This is a genomic window from Acinetobacter sp. Root1280, assembly GCF_001425285.1.
Taxonomy (GTDB): domain Bacteria; phylum Pseudomonadota; class Gammaproteobacteria; order Pseudomonadales; family Moraxellaceae; genus Acinetobacter; species Acinetobacter guillouiae.
The window spans coordinates 1-20527 of sequence record NZ_LMED01000012.1 but is presented as its reverse complement, the minus strand read 5'-3'; the positions used below and the strand labels follow the sequence as shown (position 1 = coordinate 20527).

The window sequence follows — 20527 nt, the reverse complement described above, 5'->3', positions numbered from 1 at the left end:
TTCACTTTCTTTTTATCTTCTCGATCTTTGCTTGTGCTTGATTACAGCACGTAGCTCTCTTTCACTGATTTTTCTAAAAAACGGATGACGATCAATATAAATCATGAACTTGGGAACTGCCCAGAATAAGTCACGTCTGGGTTTTATTAAAAAATGATTGATTTAAATCCGATCTCAAATAAAGAAATTTCAAATACATATTACCTCAGTGAAGCCATAACTCCATATGAGTGGGCATTAAAAACATAAGTATATATGAGAGGATAGAATGAAATTAAAACTCATTTTTTCATTGTCAGTCAGTATCTTGCTGACTGCCTGTAGCAGTGCTTTTGAATCAGAATTTAAGGATGGTTGCCGTAACTTTGGTGGCAATCGTAGTTTCTGTTCATGTAGCTATAACAACGTAGAACAACATTATGGTGAAGATAGACTTAAGCAGATCAAGAACCCGATGCAATTTCCTGAAGATTGGGAAGATCAAGTACAACAAGCAGGTTTAGCTTGTATGTCTGAATTGAACTAGGAGGCGGTTAAAGATGAGAAATCTATTGATCACTTATCTGCTGATCATGTTGGGCTACTGGTTCAAATTGATCTGGAGCTTTCCTGCTTGCTATTCCAAAGCCTATCTATTAGGCAGAGCCTTCGTCTGGCCTTTTACCTTTTTAGAATGGCTGTTCTCCTAGCGGAAATTAAGCATTAATAAGTCAATAACAGTAAAAAATTAATAGGTCAAACTTATGAAAAGAAATATTGGCATAGCAGTTTTAACACTTAGTTTCAGTTCATTCATCCAAGCGGCTCCCTCTTATGGATTGGATACAGCTGAAACCATGGCTCATCTTGTGAAGATGCAAAAGGGTAGCGGTTTACAGAGCATTTGTACCTATCGTTCAGTGACTCAACATTATGGTGTACATGAAATCCAGAGTTCGATGTTAAATGGGTGTGAAAAAAATCTCGCTTATATCGCAACCTCAGAAGGTGGTGGGGTATTAAGAGTATTTGGAACAACCAATCGTTTATTGGTAAAACGATTAGGCTATAGACCATCAAGACAAGCCGCTCCTACTGTCGTGAGTAAATACAAAAGATTATGTGATAACCCAAATATGTCAGTCAGTTTCAACCAAAAAACGGGTGAAACTACAGATTGTAGAACCGGTGAAGTGACAATCGATCCTCAAATCAAAGTACTCAAAGAACAAGGCTTATGGCCGAATAAATAAGGAGAGTCTTGTGTCGAAATTAAAAACATCTGGTCTTATTGCCTTGGTGCTTTGCATCATTGGGGGTGTGTCAGGTACTTATCTATTGAACCAACATCTACAACGTAAAGCAGAGCTACAGTTAGCGCAACTGGCAATGGAACAGACCAAAGCCCAAAAAACTCAAACTGCTGATGTAGCTCAAGCTTCAACTGAATCAGCAGATAATGATTTAACTGAAGATACAACAACACAAACTGAGCATTTAGGCCCTAGTGAAGATGACGTTGCTGGTGCGGTCGCAACAGTGGAAGCAGCTAAAGCCTCACAAAACTCAGCGACTGAGCATTTAACTATGCAAGTCGATTCTGAATATCATGAGGGAAAAACATTAAGTTCAAATGCTGCAAAGTATTGCAACAACACAAACTGAGCATTTAGGCCCTAGTGAAGATGACGTTGCTGGTGCGGTCGCAACAGTGGAAGCAGCTAAAGCCTCACAAAACTCAGCGACTGAGCATTTAACTATGCAAGTCGATTCTGAATATCATGAGGGAAAAACATTAAGTTCAAATGCTGCAAAGTACGGTTTAAAGCCAATCAAAACTGCACCAGCTGGTCTTAAGGCAACCGTTTCAAGTATTGATCAAATGTTAGCGTCACATCTCATGGAGGTTTGGGGGCGATCTAGCCCAGATCAGGTGGCTAAGCGTGTTGAAGGTTGGAGTCAACAGGGTAACAGCATTACTTACCGTGCAGCATGGGATTCAGATCGTTATCAATGTACATGGTATGTGGTGCGTTGGAACCAAAATAACAATCAAATTTTAAGCGAAGGCTACAAACCTTGTTTTTAAACAAAATGCCTTTTTATAGTTTTAATTTCAAATGAATTTTATACCCATTTAAAACAGGAATATCACCATGAAAAATCTCAAAATAATCAGCTGTGCTTTATTCAGTTTATTGATGACAACCGCAGTGATGGCAAAGACAGAACAAATCGTTTTAAAAAAAGAGGTGGGATTTGGTGAGGAAGCAGTGATTTTTCCGACGACCAAAGGTGAGGTGATCCTCAATCGTTATGCACTTCCAGCAGCCGTTGCCAAACAGATCAAGCCCTATAAAAAAGGGCAATGTTTAGAAGTTCAATCTCAACATGGATTCTTTAAAGATACTGGGGATGGGCAATATATCCAGCGTATCCGACCATGTAGAAGTTCATCTAGTTTGGCCATACCTAAAGTCAATCGATAAGCTATACACGTTTAAATCTAAATCAAATCAACCTTAAAAACCACGAGCCGATGCTCGTGGTTTTTTTATGTCTATATCTCAATATTTAATCAAGGAAAAACACGATGCAGCAATGCCCCTATTGCCATTCACCGCATGTGCAATTACTACGGCGAAGTCAACAATCACAAGCTAAAACTAAGTTCACGTTCTCATCGTGCTCACCGATGTCACTGGCAACGGTAGGGATGCAAATCTCTAAACGGTTGGGGATTAATCCCTTTGTTGGTGGTTTTATTGGTTTAGCCGCTGGAGGGATGTTTTTACTTTACATCCAAAAGCAAGATAATTTGATCACCCTACATTACCAGTGTGAGCAATGTCAGGAACACTTCGACATTCAACACACTGAATGAATCTAAATAATCTACTCAATATCTCACTGTGAAATATTCACACTGAATTGATTCAATTCATTATTCACTCAATAAGAAGGAAAAACCTTATGGCACATCAACTTGAACAAATGGCTTATGTCGGTCAAACCCCTTGGCATGGCCTGGGTAATCAACTTAGCCCAAATCAACCCATCGAAGTCTGGGCAAAACAAGCTGGCATGGATTGGCAGATTGAAAGCTCCAATGTCAGTTATATGGCAGAAAATCACAAAGGGCAGAATCTGATCCTCCCTCACGATGAGCAACGAGTGCTGTACCGCTCAGATACCCATGCACCTTTATCTGTAGTCAGTCAACGTTATCAAGAAGTCCAGCCTAAACAAATTCTAGAGTTTTATCGTGATTTGACTGAACAATCCGGCTTCGAACTAGAAACTGCGGGGGTACTCAAAGGTGGTAAGAAATTCTGGGCATTGGCGAGAACAGGGCAAAGTACTGCACTCAAAGGCAAAGATGTCAGCAATGGCTATATTCTCTTAGCTACGGCTTGTGATGGGACTTTAGCCACCACAGCACAATTTACTTCAATTCGTGTGGTGTGTAATAACACCTTAGCCATTGCACTAAAAGGTCAAGATGCTAATCGAGGTGTGGTCAAAGTCCCTCACAGCACCAAGTTTGATGCAGACAAGATCAAACAACAGCTGGGTATTTCTGTACGGGCATGGGATGAACATATGCATCAAATGAAACAGTTGAGTCAACGGAAAGTCACACAGCAGGAAGCGGCTGCTTATTTTGATGCTGTATTTAACAATACCAGTCTCAGCCAGACACAACAGGATGAGAGCATTATTCAGTTTTATCGCAACGTTGCCAACCCAACCGAACCAAATAAAGCAGAACCGAATGGAAGGGCAATGTCTAAAGTCATGACCATGTTTAATGGGCATGGACGAGGGGCAGAACTATCCTCAGCCAAAGATACTACCTATGGTCTATTATGCAGTATCACGGAGTTTTGTGACCATGAACGTCGAGCCATGAGCCAAGATCATCGACTTGATTCAGCATGGTTCGGTGCAGGTGCAGGCTTAAAACAACGAGGTCTAGAACAAGCCTTAAGGATGATTGCTTAAAACAGGTATCGAGGGTTTTATTTAGACAATATCACCATCACTCAGAGGATTTGATGACAGATAACAGTTTTGAGTACAAATTTAAGATTGGGGATTTGGTGGTTTTAATTTACCCCATTCAGGATGTGCAGGTGAGAACAGTGGATGAAATACCACACCCTCAATATCTGGTTTTAGATGGCTATCGGCATATCTATCATACTGACTTTATCCGTCTTGCAACGTTTGACGAAATTAAGCTGAGTTATCGCATCGACTAAATACCATTTAAACATACTGATTCCAATTCTAATCCCATGCCAAAAAGTATGGGATTTTTTTATGTCTTTCAAATTAGAAGTTAGAGGAATACATCATGAGACAACATACCGCAAATATACCCCAACCCATCATAGGTCCTGTAATAGGATCAAAAGCTTATTCATTATCTTCAAAACGAAAAAAGCAACCCAAACGCCTAGCTGAAACCAAAACCATGTCACAAGCCGAATGGCTCAAGGTGCGTAAACAAGGCATTGGCAGTAGTGACTGTGCCGCAGCTTGTGGACTGAATCCCTATATGTCGATGCTTGAACTGTGGATGATTAAAACGGGGCGTATTCAACAAAACATTGAGGATGAAAGTGAAGGGCATGCACCACTCTATTGGGGTAAACGTCTAGAACCTTTGGTCGCTGAATACTACAGCATGCATACTAATTATAAAGTACGTCGAGTCAATGCAGTATTACAACACCCTGAACCCGATAAGTACTTTATGTTGGCAAACTTGGACTATTCCGTGGTGGGTGATGCAGATGTACAAATTCTGGAATGCAAAACCGCTGGAGAACATGGTGCCAAGCTTTGGCGAGATGGTGTGCCTTTATACGTGCTTTGTCAGGTGCAACATCAACTGGCAGTGACAGGTAAGAACGCAGCACATATTTGTGTGCTGATCTGTGGGCATGAAACACGAATCTTTAAAGTGACCCGTTCAGAATCAGTGATCCAACACATTATCAATGCTGAACGACATTTCTGGGAATGCGTAGAAAAGGATACTCCACCTGATGCTGATGCGAGTGAATCAGCAGCCAAAGCTTTACAGCTACTTTATCCTGACCATGTGCCACTGACAACCACAGACTTATCTGAAGATACGCAAGCCAATCAACAATTTGAGCAACTGATTCAAACACGAAATAAAATCGAAAAACATCAGGAAACATTCGATCTTCTCAAACATCAACTACAAGCCAAGATGCAAAAAGCTGAACGAGCGACCTTTCAAACCGGCTCAGTCACTTGGAAAAAGTCGAAGGATTCAATCAGCTTAGATAGCAAGGCATTACTGAAACAACACCCTGAATATCTCAGCCAGTTTCCACAAAACAAACAAGGCTCACGGCGTTTCAATATTTATACCGATTAGCCTAAGTGAAATATTCAACCACTTAACATTAGAACAACCCTACTAAAAATCCCATACCTGAGCGCATGGGATTTTTTTATGCCAATTCAATTTTATAGAAAAGAGGAAACTACCATGATTAAAGGTTTAGCGATTACACCACCCATACTCGGTAGAATCAGTATTGGAAAAGTCGTCGAAAAGAATGGAAAGCGACTGCCTGAACGGGATGACCAATTTACCATTACCAGTCAAATCCAAGGCAAAGATGGATGGGTGAAACATCCTTTAGATGATCAACTACGAGCCAAAGTTCCCAATCAAAAACTCCGCTCAATCCCAGTACGGATGATCTTTAATGATCCTGAACTTAACCTTCGAGCGGAATACACTTTATTTGATCGCCAAACAGGGCGACCTATATGTATTGGAAACGGTGAGACTTGTCAAAGACAAACCAACAAAGGCATTGAACAACATCCATGCCCATCACCTGATTTATGTGCATTGGCACAAGGAGGGAACTGTAAACCCTTTGGTCGATTACATGTCAATCTAGATGAGTCGGATGAATTGGGTACTTTTATTTTTAGAACGACTGGCTTTAATAGCATTCGGACTTTGGCAGCACGACTCAGTTATTACCATGCGGCATCGAATGGTTTACTGTCATGTCTACCACTTCAACTGACACTTCGAGGAAAATCCACAACTCAAAGTTATAGAACACCTGTGTACTACGTGGATTTAACTTTAAGAGATGGTATCAATTTACAACAAGCCATTCAAATAGCGAAAGAAATTGATCAGCAGAGTAAAGCAACTGGATTTAATCAAGTTGCTTTAGATCAGATGGCTAGGCAATGCTTTAGTAATGCGCGGTTTGAAGTGAATGTTGAAGAGGGATTGGATTTGGTGGAAGAGTTTTATGCGGATGAGCACGTCGAATCTGGACAACAGTCTACAGACTCAAAAGTTAAGATAAAGTCTAAACTTAATCAGAGCGAGGGTTTTGTACAGGATATTCAACACGGGTTACAGGGCAGTGTGAGGGTGGTAAATTAGTTGGTATTAGGGGGTGAACAACAGTGTATATTTGATTTTGGGCTCATAACAATAATGTCCACTAATCATTTTAGTGGACATTATTAGGATGATCTGTAAGTTAAAAGGCGGAAACCTACAGGATGCTTAGTGTTTATGTACCATTTTAATTAGTTAAAGATGTTTAAAAGAGTTGTACTTAAATCATTTAAACAATAGAAAAGATTAGGGAGGTTATTATTCATTTGGGTTAGAAGTGGACAACGATAATACTGTTTTTAAGTTTTTTACTTCTTCTATGGGGCTACGACCAAATAGACGTTTAAATTCTCTACTAAATTGAGATGCACTTTCATAGCCTACTTTTCTTGCAGCGGTTTCAGCACTTAATCCTTGTCGAACCATCATTAATCTTGATTTATGTAGCCGTATGGCCTTGATATATTGAATTGGGGAAGTAGAAGTGACTGTTTTAAAATACATATGAAAAGCAGAAACACTAAGGTTCGTCTGTATCGCTAAAGTGTTAACATCTATTTTTTTTTCATAATTTGAATGAATATACTGTAAAGCATTAGCAATTTTACCAAAACTACTGTTCCTTAATAGTACCTCTCTAAGTCCATTTCCTTGTTCATTGCTAAGAACTCTATAAAGAATTTCTCTGTAGATAGAAGGTCCTAAAACTTTAGCTTCAATCGGTGATGTTAGTGACTTTATCAAACGAAATACGGCATTTTCAAAATTAACATCTACAGGGCTAGAATATAGTGCACTAGGAAGAGAGCTAGATTGGATGGGGTTCATAGGAAGATTTGTTATAAGTTCGGTCAATATCAAAGGATCAATGTGGAGGATAATACCGAGTAAAGGGTTATCAGCTGTTGCTTCTGCTTCAACATTGAAAGGTAACGGAATAGAGACCACAAGATAATTATTAGCATCATAAATATATTGCTTATCATTATAAAAACCGCATTTACGACCTTGTAAAATAATTACAATGCTGGGCTCATAGAAAGTCGACATGCATGTTAACGTACTGTTTGAACGAATAAATGTAACATTTTCAAGTAATGACTGCGTATACCCTTCCGAAGAAGCTAACTGATTTATTAAAGACAACATGTGTTGTTGTGAATTAATGGTGAAGTTAGTGCTCATTCTTGAATTCCACATACAACCTTAAATATCTCAAAATACGAGTAATTATTCCTTTTAGCAAGTTACCAATTACTTTTAGGCAAGTATTGAATACGAATAGGTCTTAAAGCTTAGTCGCTTTGTATATAGGATAATTTTAGGTTTTTAATGAATTTAAGTTCATCTTACGGTTATAGAGGTTTTAACACATGTCAAAAACAATACGATCAAAAATTATTATTGTTACAGGTGCAAGTAGCGGTATTGGTGAAGCCACTGTTAGAGTTCTAGCTCGTCAAGGGCATGCCTTACTGATCGGTGCTCGTCGTGCTGATAAACTAAAACTACTGGCTGATGAGCTTGGTTCTGAAGGGTGTAAAGTCGAATATCGGACTTTAGATGTTACCCAACAAGATGATGTTCAGGCGTTTGCTGATTTTGCGATTCAACAATATGGTCGAATTGACGTCATTATTAATAACGCAGGTATCATGCCACTATCCCCAATGGCTTCTCTTAAAGTAAATGAATGGGATGCCATGATTGATGTGAATATTCGTGGTGTCCTTTATGGCGTAGCTGCGGTACTTCCTGTAATGCAAAAGCAAGGACATGGTCAAATTATAAATATTTCTTCTATAGGTGGCCTCTATGTCATTCCTACAGGAGCCGTATATTGTGCGACGAAATATGCTGTACGTGCCATTTCTGATGGATTACGTCAAGAACATAAAGAGCTTCGCGTAACTTGTGTTTATCCAGGAGTGGTTGAATCGGAACTTGCGAATACCATTACAGATTCTGCCGCAGCCGAAGCTATGGAAGGTTACCGTAATATTGCTCTTAAGCCAGAAGCCATTGCCAATGCTATCGCACACGTCATTAATCAACCTCAAGATGTTGATACGAGTGAAATAGTGGTTAGACCAACAGCGGCCTTATAAGTTTTATTTGTAAAACGTGGTTATGTTTTCGACGTTTTTTACCTTATAACGACGGAAAAATCATTAATCAATTAACATTATTAGGTATAAAAAAGATGAATCAAGAACAGATTAAGAGTTTATTAGATAGCCAAAGAGCATATTTTCGTTCAGGCGAAACATTGGATCTAGATTTTAGATTAGAGCAACTGGAAAAACTAAAAACAAGCTTTATAAAATACGAACCGAAAATCATTGAAGCTGCTAAAAAAGATATGGGCAGAAATGAAATGGAAACGTATTTAATTGAGTTGAATTGGGTGTTAGATGAACTCAATAACACTATAAATAATCTCAAGGATTGGGCGAAAGAAAAGCATGTAAAATCGCCTGAAATGTTTAAAGCAAATGAAAGTATCCTAAAACCTGAACCTTTAGGAACAGCATTTATTTTGAGTGCTTGGAATTTTCCGACATGGCAAATTTTTGGTCCTTTGCTTGGAGCAATAGCCGCTGGAAATACAGCAGTGGTAAAACCTTCTTCTACGTCTGCTGCTTGTGGAGACGTAATTAATGAAATTATAGAAACTACATTTTCGCCAAATTACATCAAATGTATTTTGGGAGATGTGGAAATGATTAATCGTTTCTTAGAAGAACGATTTGACCTTATATTTTTTACAGGTAGCCCAAGAGTAGGTAAAGTTATTCAATTAGCAGCATCTAAACATTTAACACCAACAATTTTAGAGTTAGGTGGAAAAAGTCCTGCTATTGTAGATGAAACAGCTGATATAGAACATGCTGCCAAGAGTATAGTTAGGGCGAAATTATTCAACACTGGCCAGATTTGTGTTTCAGTAGATCACGTATATGTACATTCGAGCATCAAAGAGAAATTTATAGAACTCTGCAAAAAATACATGGTTGAATTTTATGGCGAAGATGCTTCTCAAAGTGAAGATTATGGTTTTATCATCGACCAGAGAAATTTTGAAAGATTGTTAGGGTCGTTAAACAATAATGGGAAGATTGTTTTTGGCGGACAGTCAGATGCTGCAAAACGCTACATTGCACCAACTATTTTAGATGATGTTTCAGAGAGTTCTGAAATTATGCAAGAAGAAATTTTTGGACCAATTATGCCAGTACTTTCCTTTGATTCTATTGAAGAGTTGGTGGCTCTTCAAAAAACTAAAGAGAAACCTTTAGCATTGTACTTTTTTAGCAAAGACAAGAAGAGCCAAGATTTGGTGCTAGCTCATACCAGTTCAGGCGGTGTTACAATTAACGATTGCATGCAACATGCGGCATCAAGATATTTACCATTTGGTGGTGTGGGAAATAGTGGCATGGGTAATTATGTTGGCGAAGCCACATTCAAAGTCTTTACACACTTCAAACCTATTATGATAGCTCACGCAAATGATTCTTTGGATGATTCATTGAGTTACCCCCCTTATGCTGGAAAGGTGGAAAAGTTAAAAAATCTCATGTAGATTTTAGTTTAATGGGTGGTGATTCTAGCTGCACAGACAATTAAATTTCGTAACATTCATAACTTTTCTTATTATTGATAAAATATGAAGTTGCAGAGTACAGTAGCTTAGGGTGTGCGCCACTCCAACCAATATAGCCATTACATATAGTTCATCGCATAATGCAGTTTTGATTCTCCCATTATGCGGTGCATTTTTTAATTTAATTAATACGACAGTTATCAAAATGATTATTAAGTTTATTGTATAATTCTAAGCTTAATAATTAACAACCCTCGATGGAAAATTCTAAATAAAATGTAGCTTTCTTAAAAAACTACTTAATCAAATTGACCAACTCTCATGGGCAGATCAGATTTATTTTCTAAGATTAGTTATTTAATTTGAATAGATATCATAAAAGTATTTGACCTTTTTACGAATTATTTTGAGAACTATATATGTCCGCAGAAGCCCACTCTTTTGGATTGCTAAGTCCTGTGATTTTATTGGCAGCAGCCGTTATTGCTGTCCCTATCTTTAAACGTATTGGCTTGGGCTCTGTACTTGGTTATCTCACGGCAGGGCTTATCATTGGGCCATTTGGATTTGCCTTTTTCTCCGACTCTACTTCAATATTACATATCGCTGAACTCGGTATCGTTATGTATCTTTTCTTGATTGGTTTAGAAATGAAACCATCACACTTATGGAGTTTACGTCGAGAAATATTCGGGTTAGGTACTTTACAAATTATCCTATGTTCTTTAGCACTTCTTGGTGTAGGTCTTGCTTTTGGTTTTAGTTGGCAAATCGCATTTATTGGAGCGACTGGTTTTGTATTGACATCTACGGCTATTGTTATGCAGTTGCTGGGGGATCGAGGTGATACGAATAAACCTAGAGGACAAAAAATAGTCGCAATATTATTATTTGAAGATTTATTGATTGTTCCGCTTTTAGCAATTGTTGCATTCATGTCGCCTGATTCAGTAGTCGAAAGCGTTAGTTCCCGTTGGCAGAGTATTGGAATAGGTATAGTTGCAATTGTTGGACTGATTGTCGCTGGATATTGGCTTCTTAATCCTTTATTTAGGATATTAGCTGCTTCGAAAGCTCGTGAGGTAATGACTGCGGCAGCCTTACTTGTTGTGTTAGGTGCTGCATTATTAATGCAGGTTAGCGGCCTATCTATGGCTATGGGGGCTTTTTTAGCAGGCGTGTTACTTTCAGAATCTACTTTCCGTCATCAAATCGAAGCGGATATTGAGCCTTTTCGTGGAATCCTACTTGGTTTATTTTTTCTTGGCGTCGGAATGTCGCTTAATTTATCGGTAGTTGCAAACAATTGGCAGTTAATTATAAGCGCTGTTTTAGCAATGATGACAGCCAAAGCACTCATGATATATGTTGTTGCTCGTATTACGAAAACATCCCATCCTGATGCACTCGATCGTGCTTTATTAATGGCTCAAGGTGGTGAATTTGCTTTTGTACTTTTTGCTGCTGCAACGAGTGCACACGTTATTGATGAAACAATCAAATCAAATCTAACGGCAATTGTCGTTTTATCAATGGTATTAACTCCAGTCGTTGGGATTATTTTCAAAAAATTGTATAAGCCAAATCAACAACAAAACTTAGACGGTATTGATGTAGCGAATGGTTTGAGTGGCAATGTATTAATTATTGGTTTCGGTCGTTTTGGTCAAGTAATGAGTCAATCATTATTAGCTAGTACTGTAGATGTCACCATTATTGATAGTGATATTAAAATGATTAAGAACGCTGAAAAAATTGGTTTTAAAGTCTATTATGGTGATGGGGCAAGACTAGATATTTTACACGCATCGGGTGCTGGAAATGCCCAAGCTATTGCTGTTTGTGTTGACGACAAAGACGCCGCAAATCAGATAGTAACGCTAATCAAACATGAGTTTCCTTTTGCTAAGGTACTTGTACGAGCATATGACAGAGAGCATTCCTTACATTTAGTTAAAGCAGATGTCGACTTTCAGATTAGAGAAACCTTTGAATCTGCCTTACTCTTTGGTGAGGCAACTCTAAAAGCAGCTGGAGTTAGCCAGACAGAAGCTTCTAATATTACTCAAGAAATTAGGGAACGAGAAAAAATACGTTTTGAGATGGAAGTTTCAGCAGATGATTTATATGCCAGTTTAGGTGTCCGATATAACAATACCACGTCTAAAACAACAAAGACATTAATTGAGCCGAAGCAAGATGGTGATATTTAGTTAGATAGTAAAGCAATATACAATGCTATTTTTCCGACACCTCTGCATTACATTAGTGGATTTACGTTACCTGAAGACAACAGTAAACAGAATGAAATTAAAACGGCAAAAGAGATCGATCAGCAGAGCAAAGCAGCAGGATTTTATCAGGAGGCTTTAGATCATGTAGCACGACAGGGCTATGGGAATGCAAGTTTTGAGGTGGGAGGTGATGAAGGGATGGATATTATTGAAGAGTTTTATGTGGAAGAAAGTCAATCACAACAACAAGCTCAAGATTTACTTAAGTTGCAAGAAATTCAGAAAAATCTAAAGCAATCGGTACAAACCTTGAACTAAAGTAGAAGGCATCTGCTGATGCCTTGTATTTTAATTATTCTTAATTTATAAATACAAGAATAAGAATATCTAAGCATCTAGATATCTTCGAACACTAATTAAAACTTTGAATATTATAATTTATTTGAATGAGGGGTTTATGGTACGGGTAGAGTATTCAAATTTCTTACAGACATTGAATAATAATGCCTCTGTAGAGATACGTAAGATAGCAAACCTTGTTTTAGAAAATTTGGATGAGTTAACTCCATTAAAGACTGCTCAAGGACAACGGATAAAAAAAATAGCATCGTTTGCTAAGCTAAGATGGGAAAGTATTGGTTCGGAGATTAGCCCTTTGGCTACGACATTAGGAGAGCCGAAATCAAAAATTGCAAAAATTAAAAGTATGACAGTAGGACCATTTAGAGGGTTTTCTAAGTCCGAGTATTTTGATTTAGATAGTAGCTTAGTATTGATATATGGTCCTAATGGAACGGGGAAATCAAGTTTCTGTGAGGCCCTAGAGTACTGTCTACTAGGTAATGTGGAAGATGCGGAAAATAAACGATTCCGTAACCAAAGTGAGTACCTTAAGAATGCTCATGTTAATCAATTCCTAGCTCCTATTCTTCAGGCTGAAGATAGTGAAAATGGTCTCTTAAATGTTAAGCCTGATGAGCAAACATATAGATTCTGTTTTATTGAAAAGAATCGTATAGATAATTTTTCACGTATTGCAGCCCAAGTGCCATCTAAACAATCTGAATTAATATCAACGTTATTTGGATTAGAGTCTTTCACTGAGTTTGTTAGAAATTTCACATCTGATATGGATGGTAGATATATTGATATTATTGGAGAGAAGTCCAAAGAGCTAGGTGAAAAACGTTCACAATTGTTGGGGAGTGAACAACAGATAAAAATGCATACGGAGTTACTTAGCCAGATTCAATTGGAGGAGGTCGCTTTAGCTGCTCGATATAAAGAGAAGATAAGTTTTGACCAAATGGTGATTGAATTAAATGGTAAGGACGCTGTATTAGGGCTAGTACAAAAACTTGAATCGGAAGTTCAGTCACCCTTAAATCCTAAAAGTAACCTTTCACTCAGTGTATTAAATGCATTGAAGCATCAAATAGATATATTGATTTCAGCCTTAACTATTGAAGAAGAAAAGCTAGCACAAGCAAGTCAACAGGTGTCATTTAAACAACTTTATAATGCCATCATTGAATTACAAGATGGTAGCCCAAATCAGTGTCCAGCTTGTCAAACTCCACTCGGACAGACTACTGTTAATCCTTATAGTTATGCTAGAGATGAGTTGTTAAAGCTGCAGGTGTTGGCGGGGATACAACAGCAGATACAAGACCTAAAAAAGCAAATCCAAGACCTCTTCGTTGATCTCTCTCAGATAATTCAAACCTGTTTATCTTTTTATCAAAAAGATAATTGTTTGGAAGCATATAGGTCTTTTACAGGTGGCAAAACATCTTCTGAGTGGTGGGGGTGTTTAACGGAAATGTTACCTGATGGAACAACGATTTGGATGAATATTGAGATACAAGTTCAAACTCTTGAAGCATGTGATCTAAAAATAAAACAAGAAGAAGACTTGAGAGTAGTTAGGGCTACAGAGCTCATGAAGTACCGTGATTTTGTGAAAGAAATAACTATACTTCAGACACGGAGGCAATCAGCGACTCAGGCTATAAGTATTGCCCAGTCCATGATTAGCACATTTGAAGAGCAGAATGCACAGCTTATTGCAGATGTTGAAGCTGAAAAATTAATAGTTGATCGAAATAAGGTTATATCTAACGCTTATGCTGACTTTGTTAAAATGTTGGAAGCATACTGTAATGAATTACCTGTGCGTTTAGTTAAAGATCTAGGAGGAGTAATTATTGATCTTTACAATGCTTTCAACAGGAACGATACAGAGAGTGAACTATTAGCTGATGTAAAACTACCTATTACTCAGAATCAGAGAATGGAAATCGCATTTAAAAATAATCCAGAAGTTTTTTTTGATGCACTTCATATACTTAGTGAAGGACATATTCGATGTTTGGGATTAGCAATTCTATTGGCTAAAAATATTAAAGAAGAGTCACCCTTATTGATTTTTGATGATCCTGTGAATGCCATAGATGATGAGCATCGTGAAGCAATCCGAAAAACACTCTTTGAGGATCAATTCTTTACTAATAAGCAAATATTGTTAACTTGCCATGGGGAAGAATTCTTCAAAGATATTCATAATCTGCTTTCAGTGGAAAGAGTGAAGTCAACAAAATCATTTAGTTTTCTACCACGCCTGGGTGGGCAGCATATCAATATTAATTTTAATTGTGCGCCTCGCAATTATATTGTCGCTGCTAGAGAACACATCAATCAAAATGAAATTCGTGATGCTTTAACAAAGTCAAGACAAGCTTTAGAAGCAATAACTAAAGGAAAAGTTTGGAGGTTTGTGAGTAAGCATGGTGATGGGAATTTGAGTCTAAAGCTACGATCAGCTACATCTTCAATAGAGTTAAGAAATCTTACTGAACAATTGAAAGCTAAAATTGTTAAGAATGATTTTATTCATGCTCAAAAAGATAGTGTTTTGCAGCCATTAGAATCTTTGTTGGGGATAGGTGGCGAGAGTAGGGAGTGGAGATATCTTAATAAGGGAGTCCATGAAGAACAGGATCGAGCTGAGTTCGATAGAAGTGTTGTTAGTGCGATAGTCTTGAATTTAGAAAATTTAGATCAAGCTTTGAATTAATTTTATAGTTGTGACTTTAAAGGGCTGGTTTGTCAGTCCTTCTATAGAATCATATATGGGTTTGCATATATGCGATATTTCGTATATAAAGGTGTTATAAAATCTCAAAAGAGTTTAATTCGATGACAACTTCATCAAATGTGAAGATTTATCACAACCCAGCTTGTGGAACATCTAGGAATACTTTGGCTTTGATCCGTAATACAGGGATCGAGCCAACTGTGATTGAATATCTCATTACACCACCTAGTCATGACGAATTAGTTAAATTGATTCAGGATGCAAAATTAACAGTAAGAGAGGCCATTCGCCAGAATGTAGATCCCTATCGGGATTTAGATCTTGATCGTAGTGATTTGAGTGATGAGCAGTTACTTGGTTTTATGCTTGATCATCCAATATTGATTAATCGACCATTTGTTGTTACTGAATTAGGCACTCGCTTAAGCCGTCCTTCTGAAGTTGTCTTAGATATTCTACCATTACCTCAGAAAGGTGCCTTTACGAAAGAGGATGGTGAAAAAGTGATTGATGAAAATGGTCAACGAGTGAATTAAAAATTTTACTTTTTGTATATGATTATCCGCATATCCAAATAAGTGAATGGGAGTTAAGAATGGACCAAGTTAATTTTTTTAAATGCTTATCAGATGAAACTCGACTCAATATCGTGACTTTAGTCGCTGAGAATAAAGAATTATGTGTTTGTGATTTGACTGAAAAGTTGCAACTGAGTCAGCCAAAGATTTCTAGGCATTTAGCGTTATTGCGTTCTTCTGGTCTCTTACAGGACAGAAGACAAAGCCAATGGGTGTATTACAGCATTAATCCGCAATTACCAATGTGGTGCCATGACGTTCTGAATCTTTTGGTAAGCAGTCAAACCATAGCGAATAAAGATTCCCAAAATATCCAAATAAATAGTTATTGTGAGTAACAGAATATGAAATTCCTTTTTTTGTGTACTGGAAATAGTTGCCGTAGCATCCTCTCAGAAGTCCTTTTTAACAGTCGTGCGCCTGAAGGATGGAAAGCATACAGTGCAGGTAGTAAGCCATCAGGGCAAGTACATCCATTGACTATAGAAACTTTAGAAAATCTTGGTCTCTCAACAGATGGTTTATGGAGTAAAACCATTGATGACTGTGAACAATATCAACCTGACGTGGTGATTACTGTTTGCGATTCAGCAGCTCAGGAAGCGTGTCCACTTTATTTAGGTGGAGCGATCAAGGCACATTGGGGCTTGGCTGATCCTTCACATTTAGATTTGCCGAAAGAAGAAAAATTAAAAGCATTCCAAGTTACTGTTGATCATATCAACCGCCGCTTAGACGCTTTATTGGCACTAGATACAACTCATATGTCTCGCCCAGATTTGATTGCAGCAATCAATCAAATTTCGCATATTGAATGAGAACATCATGGCTCAACAAAGATTATCCTTTCTAGATCGTAACCTCACTCTATGGATTTTTATCGCCATGGCATTGGGGATTGCGATAGGTGTGTTCTTTCCGCAAGCTTCCGTCGCTTTGGATAAAATGAGTGTGGATTCTGTCAATATTCCAATTGCGATTGGTTTGATTCTGATGATGTATCCACCGTTAGCCAAAGTGGATTATGCAGCCCTACCTCAAGTGTTTAAAGACAAAAAAACCTTAACTTTGTCTTTGGTACAGAACTGGGTAATTGCACCAGTATTGATGTTTGCATTAGCCATTATTTTTTTGCATAGCTATCCAGAGTATATGACAGGCTTAATCCTAATAGGTTTGGCTCGCTGTATTGCAATGGTATTGGTGTGGAATGGTTTAGCCTGTGGTGATAACCAATATGTAGCTGCATTGGTAGCTTTTAATAGTATCTTCCAAATTCTATTTTTTAGTACATATGCTTGGTTATTCTTAACTTTCTTGCCGCCTTATTTTGGCGTTGCAGGGCAAGTGATTAATGTCGATTTCTGGACTATTACCCATGCGGTATTAGTCTATTTGGGTATTCCGTTTTTTCTTGGCTTTATAACACGATTCACTTTAGTGAAAGCTAAAGGTCTGGATTGGTATCAAAATGTCTTCTTACCTAAGATCAGTCCACTGAGTTTGTTAGCTTTATTGTTCACGATTGTGGCGATGTTTAGCCTAAAAGGTAACGATGTGGTGAGCTTGCCACTAGATGTCTTACGTATTGCCATTCCATTGACGATTTACTTTATCGTGATGTTCTTCATTAGCTTCTTTATGAGCAAATGGATGGGGAATGACTATCCTAAAACAACAGCAATTTCGTTTACGGCTGCTGGGAATAACTTTGAGTTGGCGCTGGCTGTAGCGATTGCAACCTTTGGTTTAGCTTCACCAGTCGCTTTTACTACGGTAATCGGACCATTGGTTGAAGTGCCTGTGTTGATTGCTTTAGTCAGTGTGTCTTTGTGGCTTAGAAAAAAGTTTTTTAAAGAAGAGGTGTAATTTTTATGACTCTCCCAAATGTAGATATGAATCTTTTGGATCAACCGACTTTAGAAAAGGTACAAGCTAAAGAGTTGGATCATCCACCGCGTATTTTGCTGCTCTATGGCTCTAACCGTGAGCGTTCATACAGCCGTTTGGCCGTAATGGAAGCTGGGCGTATCTTGGAGCAGTTTGGTGCCGAAGTAAATATCTTTCATCCTAAAGGGCTGCCTTTACCTGAAGATGCGGACACTGAACATCCAAAGGTTAAAGAGTTGCATGATTTACTCGCTTGGGCAGAAGGAATGGTGTGGTGCTCGCCTGAGCGTCATGGCTCCATGAGTTCAATTTTTAAATCACAAATTGATTGGATACCATTGGCAGGTGGCGCAATTCGTGCAACGCAAGGCAAGACTTTAGCCTTGATGCAGGTCAGTGGAGGTTCACAGTCTTTTAACAGCTTAAACCAGATGCGGATTCTAGGTCGTTGGATGCGTATGATCACTATCCCGAACCAATCGTCTATTCCTAAAGCTTTTTTAGAGTTTGAAGAAAATGGACGGATGAAACCTTCATCCTTCTATGATCGAATTGTCGATGTAATGGAAGAACTATATAAGTTCACCTTGCTTACTCGCGGGCAAAGTCAGTACCTCACTGACCGTTATTCAGAGCGAAAAGAGTCGGCAGAAGAATTATCTAAGCGTGTCAATCAACGTAGCTTATAAACTTTAGGTGATCAGAAATGCAAAAGAGACATTCTAAATTAGTGATCTTAGGTTCAGGACCTGCGGGTTATAGTGCCGCTGTATATGCAGCACGCGCAAACTTAAAACCCACTTTGATTGCAGGTATACAACTTGGTGGTCAATTAACAACGACCACTGAGGTAGATAACTGGCCGGGTGACCCAGAAGGTTTAACTGGTCCTGCACTTATGGAACGAATGCAAGCCCATGCTGAACGTTTTGGCACAGAGATTGTCTATGACCACATCAATGAAGTTGATTTAAGTGTCCGTCCATTTGTACTTAGCAAAGTATCCAATTGAAGAGATTGCTAAAGGATCAAATTTTCGATCAGTTCCAGCGATTGTAAATATATTGAATAATTTAAGACCAGACTTACCGCAAGCTGTAAGCTCACCAGATGCAAAAGGTGAGGCTAGATTTTTTCATACAAATTCTTATAGGGGCGCGCGAACTAATGAGAGGAGTTCTAAAGAGGATTTGCCAATAGATATAGCTCGGTCTACTCGTGCAAATTTGATACAGAGGCTAAAAAATGAGGGTTGGGATATTCAAAAAACTAAGATATTGATGTTAAGCCATAATGTTTTAGCTTCTGAACAAGGATATCCTAAATTAATTAAAGTGTTTGAAGGACGTAATGATCAATTTGCTAAAAAAGAAGATCCTGTAATAAAATTTTTTGCAGAAATAGTTGAACCAATGAGTGCCAGCTATGGCTTATCAAATTATGGTGAGATGTTTAAAATCTTTGGCTCAAAGCCAGCAATAACTAAGCATGAAGATAAATCTTGTTGGCGCCGGGATATGGATCAATTATTAAAACTAAGGCAAGAAGGGACAATAGGGCAAGTTATAGACCATTTAAAGCATACAAAACGTCCATCTCCTCCAGATAGAGTACTTAGACGAGACGATGAACTTATTACATTAAGGAGCTCGCCTGATACGGAAATGTCTTCAACACTATTACGTTATAATAAATTAAGAGAAATCCCATATAAGGAAGTAATCGAGGTTACAAAGTTTATCGAAAAGCAAACTCCATTTGCAACGCAGCATAGTGTTAAGGGGGCTGAGTTTGAGAATGTATTAGTAATTTTAGGTGGCGGATGGAATAATTATAAGTGGCCTCAGTTGCTTGAGACTAAAAAGTTGACTAAGGCAAACATTGATGGTTTTCATAGAGCTCGTAATCTTTTTTATGTATCAATTTCTCGTCCAATGACAAGACTAGCTGTGTTAACTACTCAAACATTATCGGATACAGCACTTGTAACAGTGAATAATCTATTTGGAAGCGAAAATATTGAAGACTTATGTTTTGATACATAAAAATAAAGTTTACTCCAAATTTACACCTTAGCTTAATTTTTTTATTTTAAGTTATTGTAAATTTTTAAGTTATTTTATTTTTTTGTCCTATGCTTCACTGTAGACAACTCTGTATAGACAAATTGTCTACATTTTTAGTAGAATTCATCAAAGTCTAAAATTAAATAGCAAACTATGTCTAATAATCTTTATGCAGCTTCCGTAAGCGACTATATCTTTAGAGGTGAGAATGCAGCAGTAGATTCATGATAAGAATGAGATGCGTATGGATCTGGAAGGGTCTCGTTATGTCACCAAACAAGTGACTGTGTGAAAAGCGACTGCTGAACAACCAGATGTATATAACGCGCGAAATAAATAATTGAACATTTTTTGAATTTTGATTGATTGAAATTAAATTAAAAATTAGAACGTATTAAGGTTAAGCTTATGGCATTTATAGACAGTAAAAATCAGACCGCAGGGTCAAATACACAGCAACAACCAGCCGCTAAAGAGACCAAGCCMGCRGTAGAGTTGGCAGTATTTAATTTGGCCAGYCTGACGCATACAGAAGAYCATAAGTTTATCGCGCATCAAATCCAAAACTATTTACAGGCTTGCGGAAATACCAGCCTAGAACAGATCAAAGCAAGCGCCAATGTAGCGACAGTCGCCCAATGTAGCGACAGTCGCC

General features: G+C 38.0%; 19 protein-coding genes and 5 pseudogenes. 23 read left to right on the top strand and 1 reads right to left on the bottom strand.

Going from position 1 to position 20527, the window contains the following annotated elements; all coding sequences use genetic code 11:
* Nucleotides 1-268: 268 nt before the first annotated feature.
* From ASC84_RS09895 to ASC84_RS09850, 10 genes and pseudogenes are all read left to right on the top strand, one after another.
* Nucleotides 269-526, top strand: a complete 258-nt coding sequence (locus ASC84_RS09895) for a hypothetical protein (RefSeq protein WP_056514223.1) — start codon at nucleotides 269-271, stop codon at nucleotides 524-526.
* Between the two features lie 217 nt (nucleotides 527-743).
* Complete coding sequence (locus ASC84_RS09890) at nucleotides 744-1232, top strand: hypothetical protein (protein WP_056514218.1); 489 nt, start codon at nucleotides 744-746, stop codon at nucleotides 1230-1232.
* Between the two features lie 10 nt (nucleotides 1233-1242).
* Entirely contained in the window at nucleotides 1243-1644 is a 402-nt protein-coding gene (locus tag ASC84_RS09885; RefSeq protein ID WP_201784137.1) for a hypothetical protein, read from the top strand.
* A gap of 16 nt (nucleotides 1645-1660) precedes the next feature.
* A pseudogene (locus ASC84_RS09880) lies at nucleotides 1661-2068 on the top strand (hypothetical protein); the annotation flags it as partial.
* Nucleotides 2069-2135: 67 nt separating this feature from the next.
* The gene (locus tag ASC84_RS09875; RefSeq protein WP_056514215.1) at nucleotides 2136-2468 is read left to right on the top strand and encodes a hypothetical protein; all 333 of its coding nucleotides are present in this window, start codon (nucleotides 2136-2138) and stop codon (nucleotides 2466-2468) included.
* Nucleotides 2469-2572: 104 nt separating this feature from the next.
* Nucleotides 2573-2863 (top strand): hypothetical protein, encoded by a 291-nt coding sequence (locus tag ASC84_RS09870; protein WP_056514211.1) that lies wholly within the window; start codon nucleotides 2573-2575, stop codon nucleotides 2861-2863.
* A gap of 89 nt (nucleotides 2864-2952) precedes the next feature.
* Nucleotides 2953-3984 carry a DUF932 domain-containing protein gene (locus ASC84_RS09865; protein ID WP_056514208.1) on the top strand — a complete coding sequence of 344 codons (1032 nt, stop codon included), beginning with the start codon at nucleotides 2953-2955 and terminating at the stop codon, nucleotides 3982-3984.
* Between the two features lie 53 nt (nucleotides 3985-4037).
* Nucleotides 4038-4244, top strand: a complete 207-nt coding sequence (locus ASC84_RS09860) for a hypothetical protein (protein ID WP_056514205.1) — start codon at nucleotides 4038-4040, stop codon at nucleotides 4242-4244.
* A gap of 95 nt (nucleotides 4245-4339) precedes the next feature.
* Nucleotides 4340-5398 carry a YqaJ viral recombinase family protein gene (locus ASC84_RS09855; RefSeq protein ID WP_056514203.1) on the top strand — a complete coding sequence of 353 codons (1059 nt, stop codon included), beginning with the start codon at nucleotides 4340-4342 and terminating at the stop codon, nucleotides 5396-5398.
* A gap of 114 nt (nucleotides 5399-5512) precedes the next feature.
* The gene (locus ASC84_RS09850) at nucleotides 5513-6442 is read left to right on the top strand and encodes a hypothetical protein (protein WP_056515276.1); all 930 of its coding nucleotides are present in this window, start codon (nucleotides 5513-5515) and stop codon (nucleotides 6440-6442) included.
* A 216-nt stretch (nucleotides 6443-6658) separates the two neighbouring features.
* On the opposite strand, the gene ASC84_RS09845 is transcribed toward ASC84_RS09850, so the two are convergent.
* Nucleotides 6659-7585: an AraC family transcriptional regulator gene (locus tag ASC84_RS09845; RefSeq protein WP_227515129.1), complete on the bottom strand. Its 927-nt coding sequence runs from the start codon at nucleotides 7583-7585 to the stop codon at nucleotides 6659-6661.
* A gap of 188 nt (nucleotides 7586-7773) precedes the next feature.
* Between ASC84_RS09845 and ASC84_RS09840 the strand changes: the two genes are divergently transcribed.
* The 13 genes and pseudogenes from ASC84_RS09840 to ASC84_RS09780 form a co-directional block, all read left to right on the top strand.
* The gene (locus ASC84_RS09840) at nucleotides 7774-8508 is read left to right on the top strand and encodes an SDR family oxidoreductase (protein WP_056514199.1); all 735 of its coding nucleotides are present in this window, start codon (nucleotides 7774-7776) and stop codon (nucleotides 8506-8508) included.
* Nucleotides 8505-9986, top strand: a complete 1482-nt coding sequence (locus ASC84_RS09835) for an aldehyde dehydrogenase family protein (RefSeq protein ID WP_319822755.1) — start codon at nucleotides 8505-8507, stop codon at nucleotides 9984-9986. The genes ASC84_RS09840 and ASC84_RS09835 overlap by 4 nt, the downstream gene beginning before the upstream one ends.
* Before the next feature lie 440 nt (nucleotides 9987-10426).
* Complete coding sequence (locus ASC84_RS09830) at nucleotides 10427-12220, top strand: monovalent cation:proton antiporter-2 (CPA2) family protein (protein WP_056514194.1); 1794 nt, start codon at nucleotides 10427-10429, stop codon at nucleotides 12218-12220.
* Between the two features lie 24 nt (nucleotides 12221-12244).
* Nucleotides 12245-12559 (top strand): annotated as a pseudogene (locus ASC84_RS23565) (hypothetical protein); the annotation flags it as partial.
* Between the two features lie 139 nt (nucleotides 12560-12698).
* On the top strand, nucleotides 12699-15317 hold the full coding sequence (locus ASC84_RS09820) for an AAA family ATPase (protein ID WP_056514189.1): 2619 nt from the start codon (nucleotides 12699-12701) through the stop codon (nucleotides 15315-15317).
* 122 nt (nucleotides 15318-15439) lie between these two features.
* Entirely contained in the window at nucleotides 15440-15874 is a 435-nt protein-coding gene (gene arsC / locus ASC84_RS09815; RefSeq protein WP_056514187.1) for an arsenate reductase (glutaredoxin), read from the top strand.
* A 59-nt stretch (nucleotides 15875-15933) separates the two neighbouring features.
* Nucleotides 15934-16254, top strand: coding sequence for a metalloregulator ArsR/SmtB family transcription factor (locus ASC84_RS09810; protein ID WP_004655738.1), 321 nt, complete (start codon nucleotides 15934-15936; stop codon nucleotides 16252-16254).
* Nucleotides 16255-16260: 6 nt separating this feature from the next.
* The gene (locus ASC84_RS09805) at nucleotides 16261-16734 is read left to right on the top strand and encodes an arsenate reductase ArsC (protein ID WP_004699737.1); all 474 of its coding nucleotides are present in this window, start codon (nucleotides 16261-16263) and stop codon (nucleotides 16732-16734) included.
* Nucleotides 16735-16741: 7 nt separating this feature from the next.
* A complete protein-coding gene (arsB, locus tag ASC84_RS09800; protein WP_056514183.1) occupies nucleotides 16742-17785 on the top strand; it encodes an ACR3 family arsenite efflux transporter in 1044 nt (347 codons plus the stop codon).
* A gap of 5 nt (nucleotides 17786-17790) precedes the next feature.
* Entirely contained in the window at nucleotides 17791-18495 is a 705-nt protein-coding gene (arsH, locus tag ASC84_RS09795) for an arsenical resistance protein ArsH (RefSeq protein ID WP_056514181.1), read from the top strand.
* A 17-nt stretch (nucleotides 18496-18512) separates the two neighbouring features.
* Nucleotides 18513-18800, top strand: a pseudogene (locus tag ASC84_RS09790) (FAD-dependent oxidoreductase); the annotation flags it as partial.
* Nucleotides 18799-19851, top strand: a pseudogene (locus tag ASC84_RS09785) (3'-5' exonuclease); the annotation flags it as partial. The pseudogenes ASC84_RS09790 and ASC84_RS09785, both read left to right, overlap by 2 nt.
* Before the next feature lie 429 nt (nucleotides 19852-20280).
* Nucleotides 20281-20527 (top strand): annotated as a pseudogene (locus ASC84_RS09780) (hypothetical protein); the annotation flags it as partial.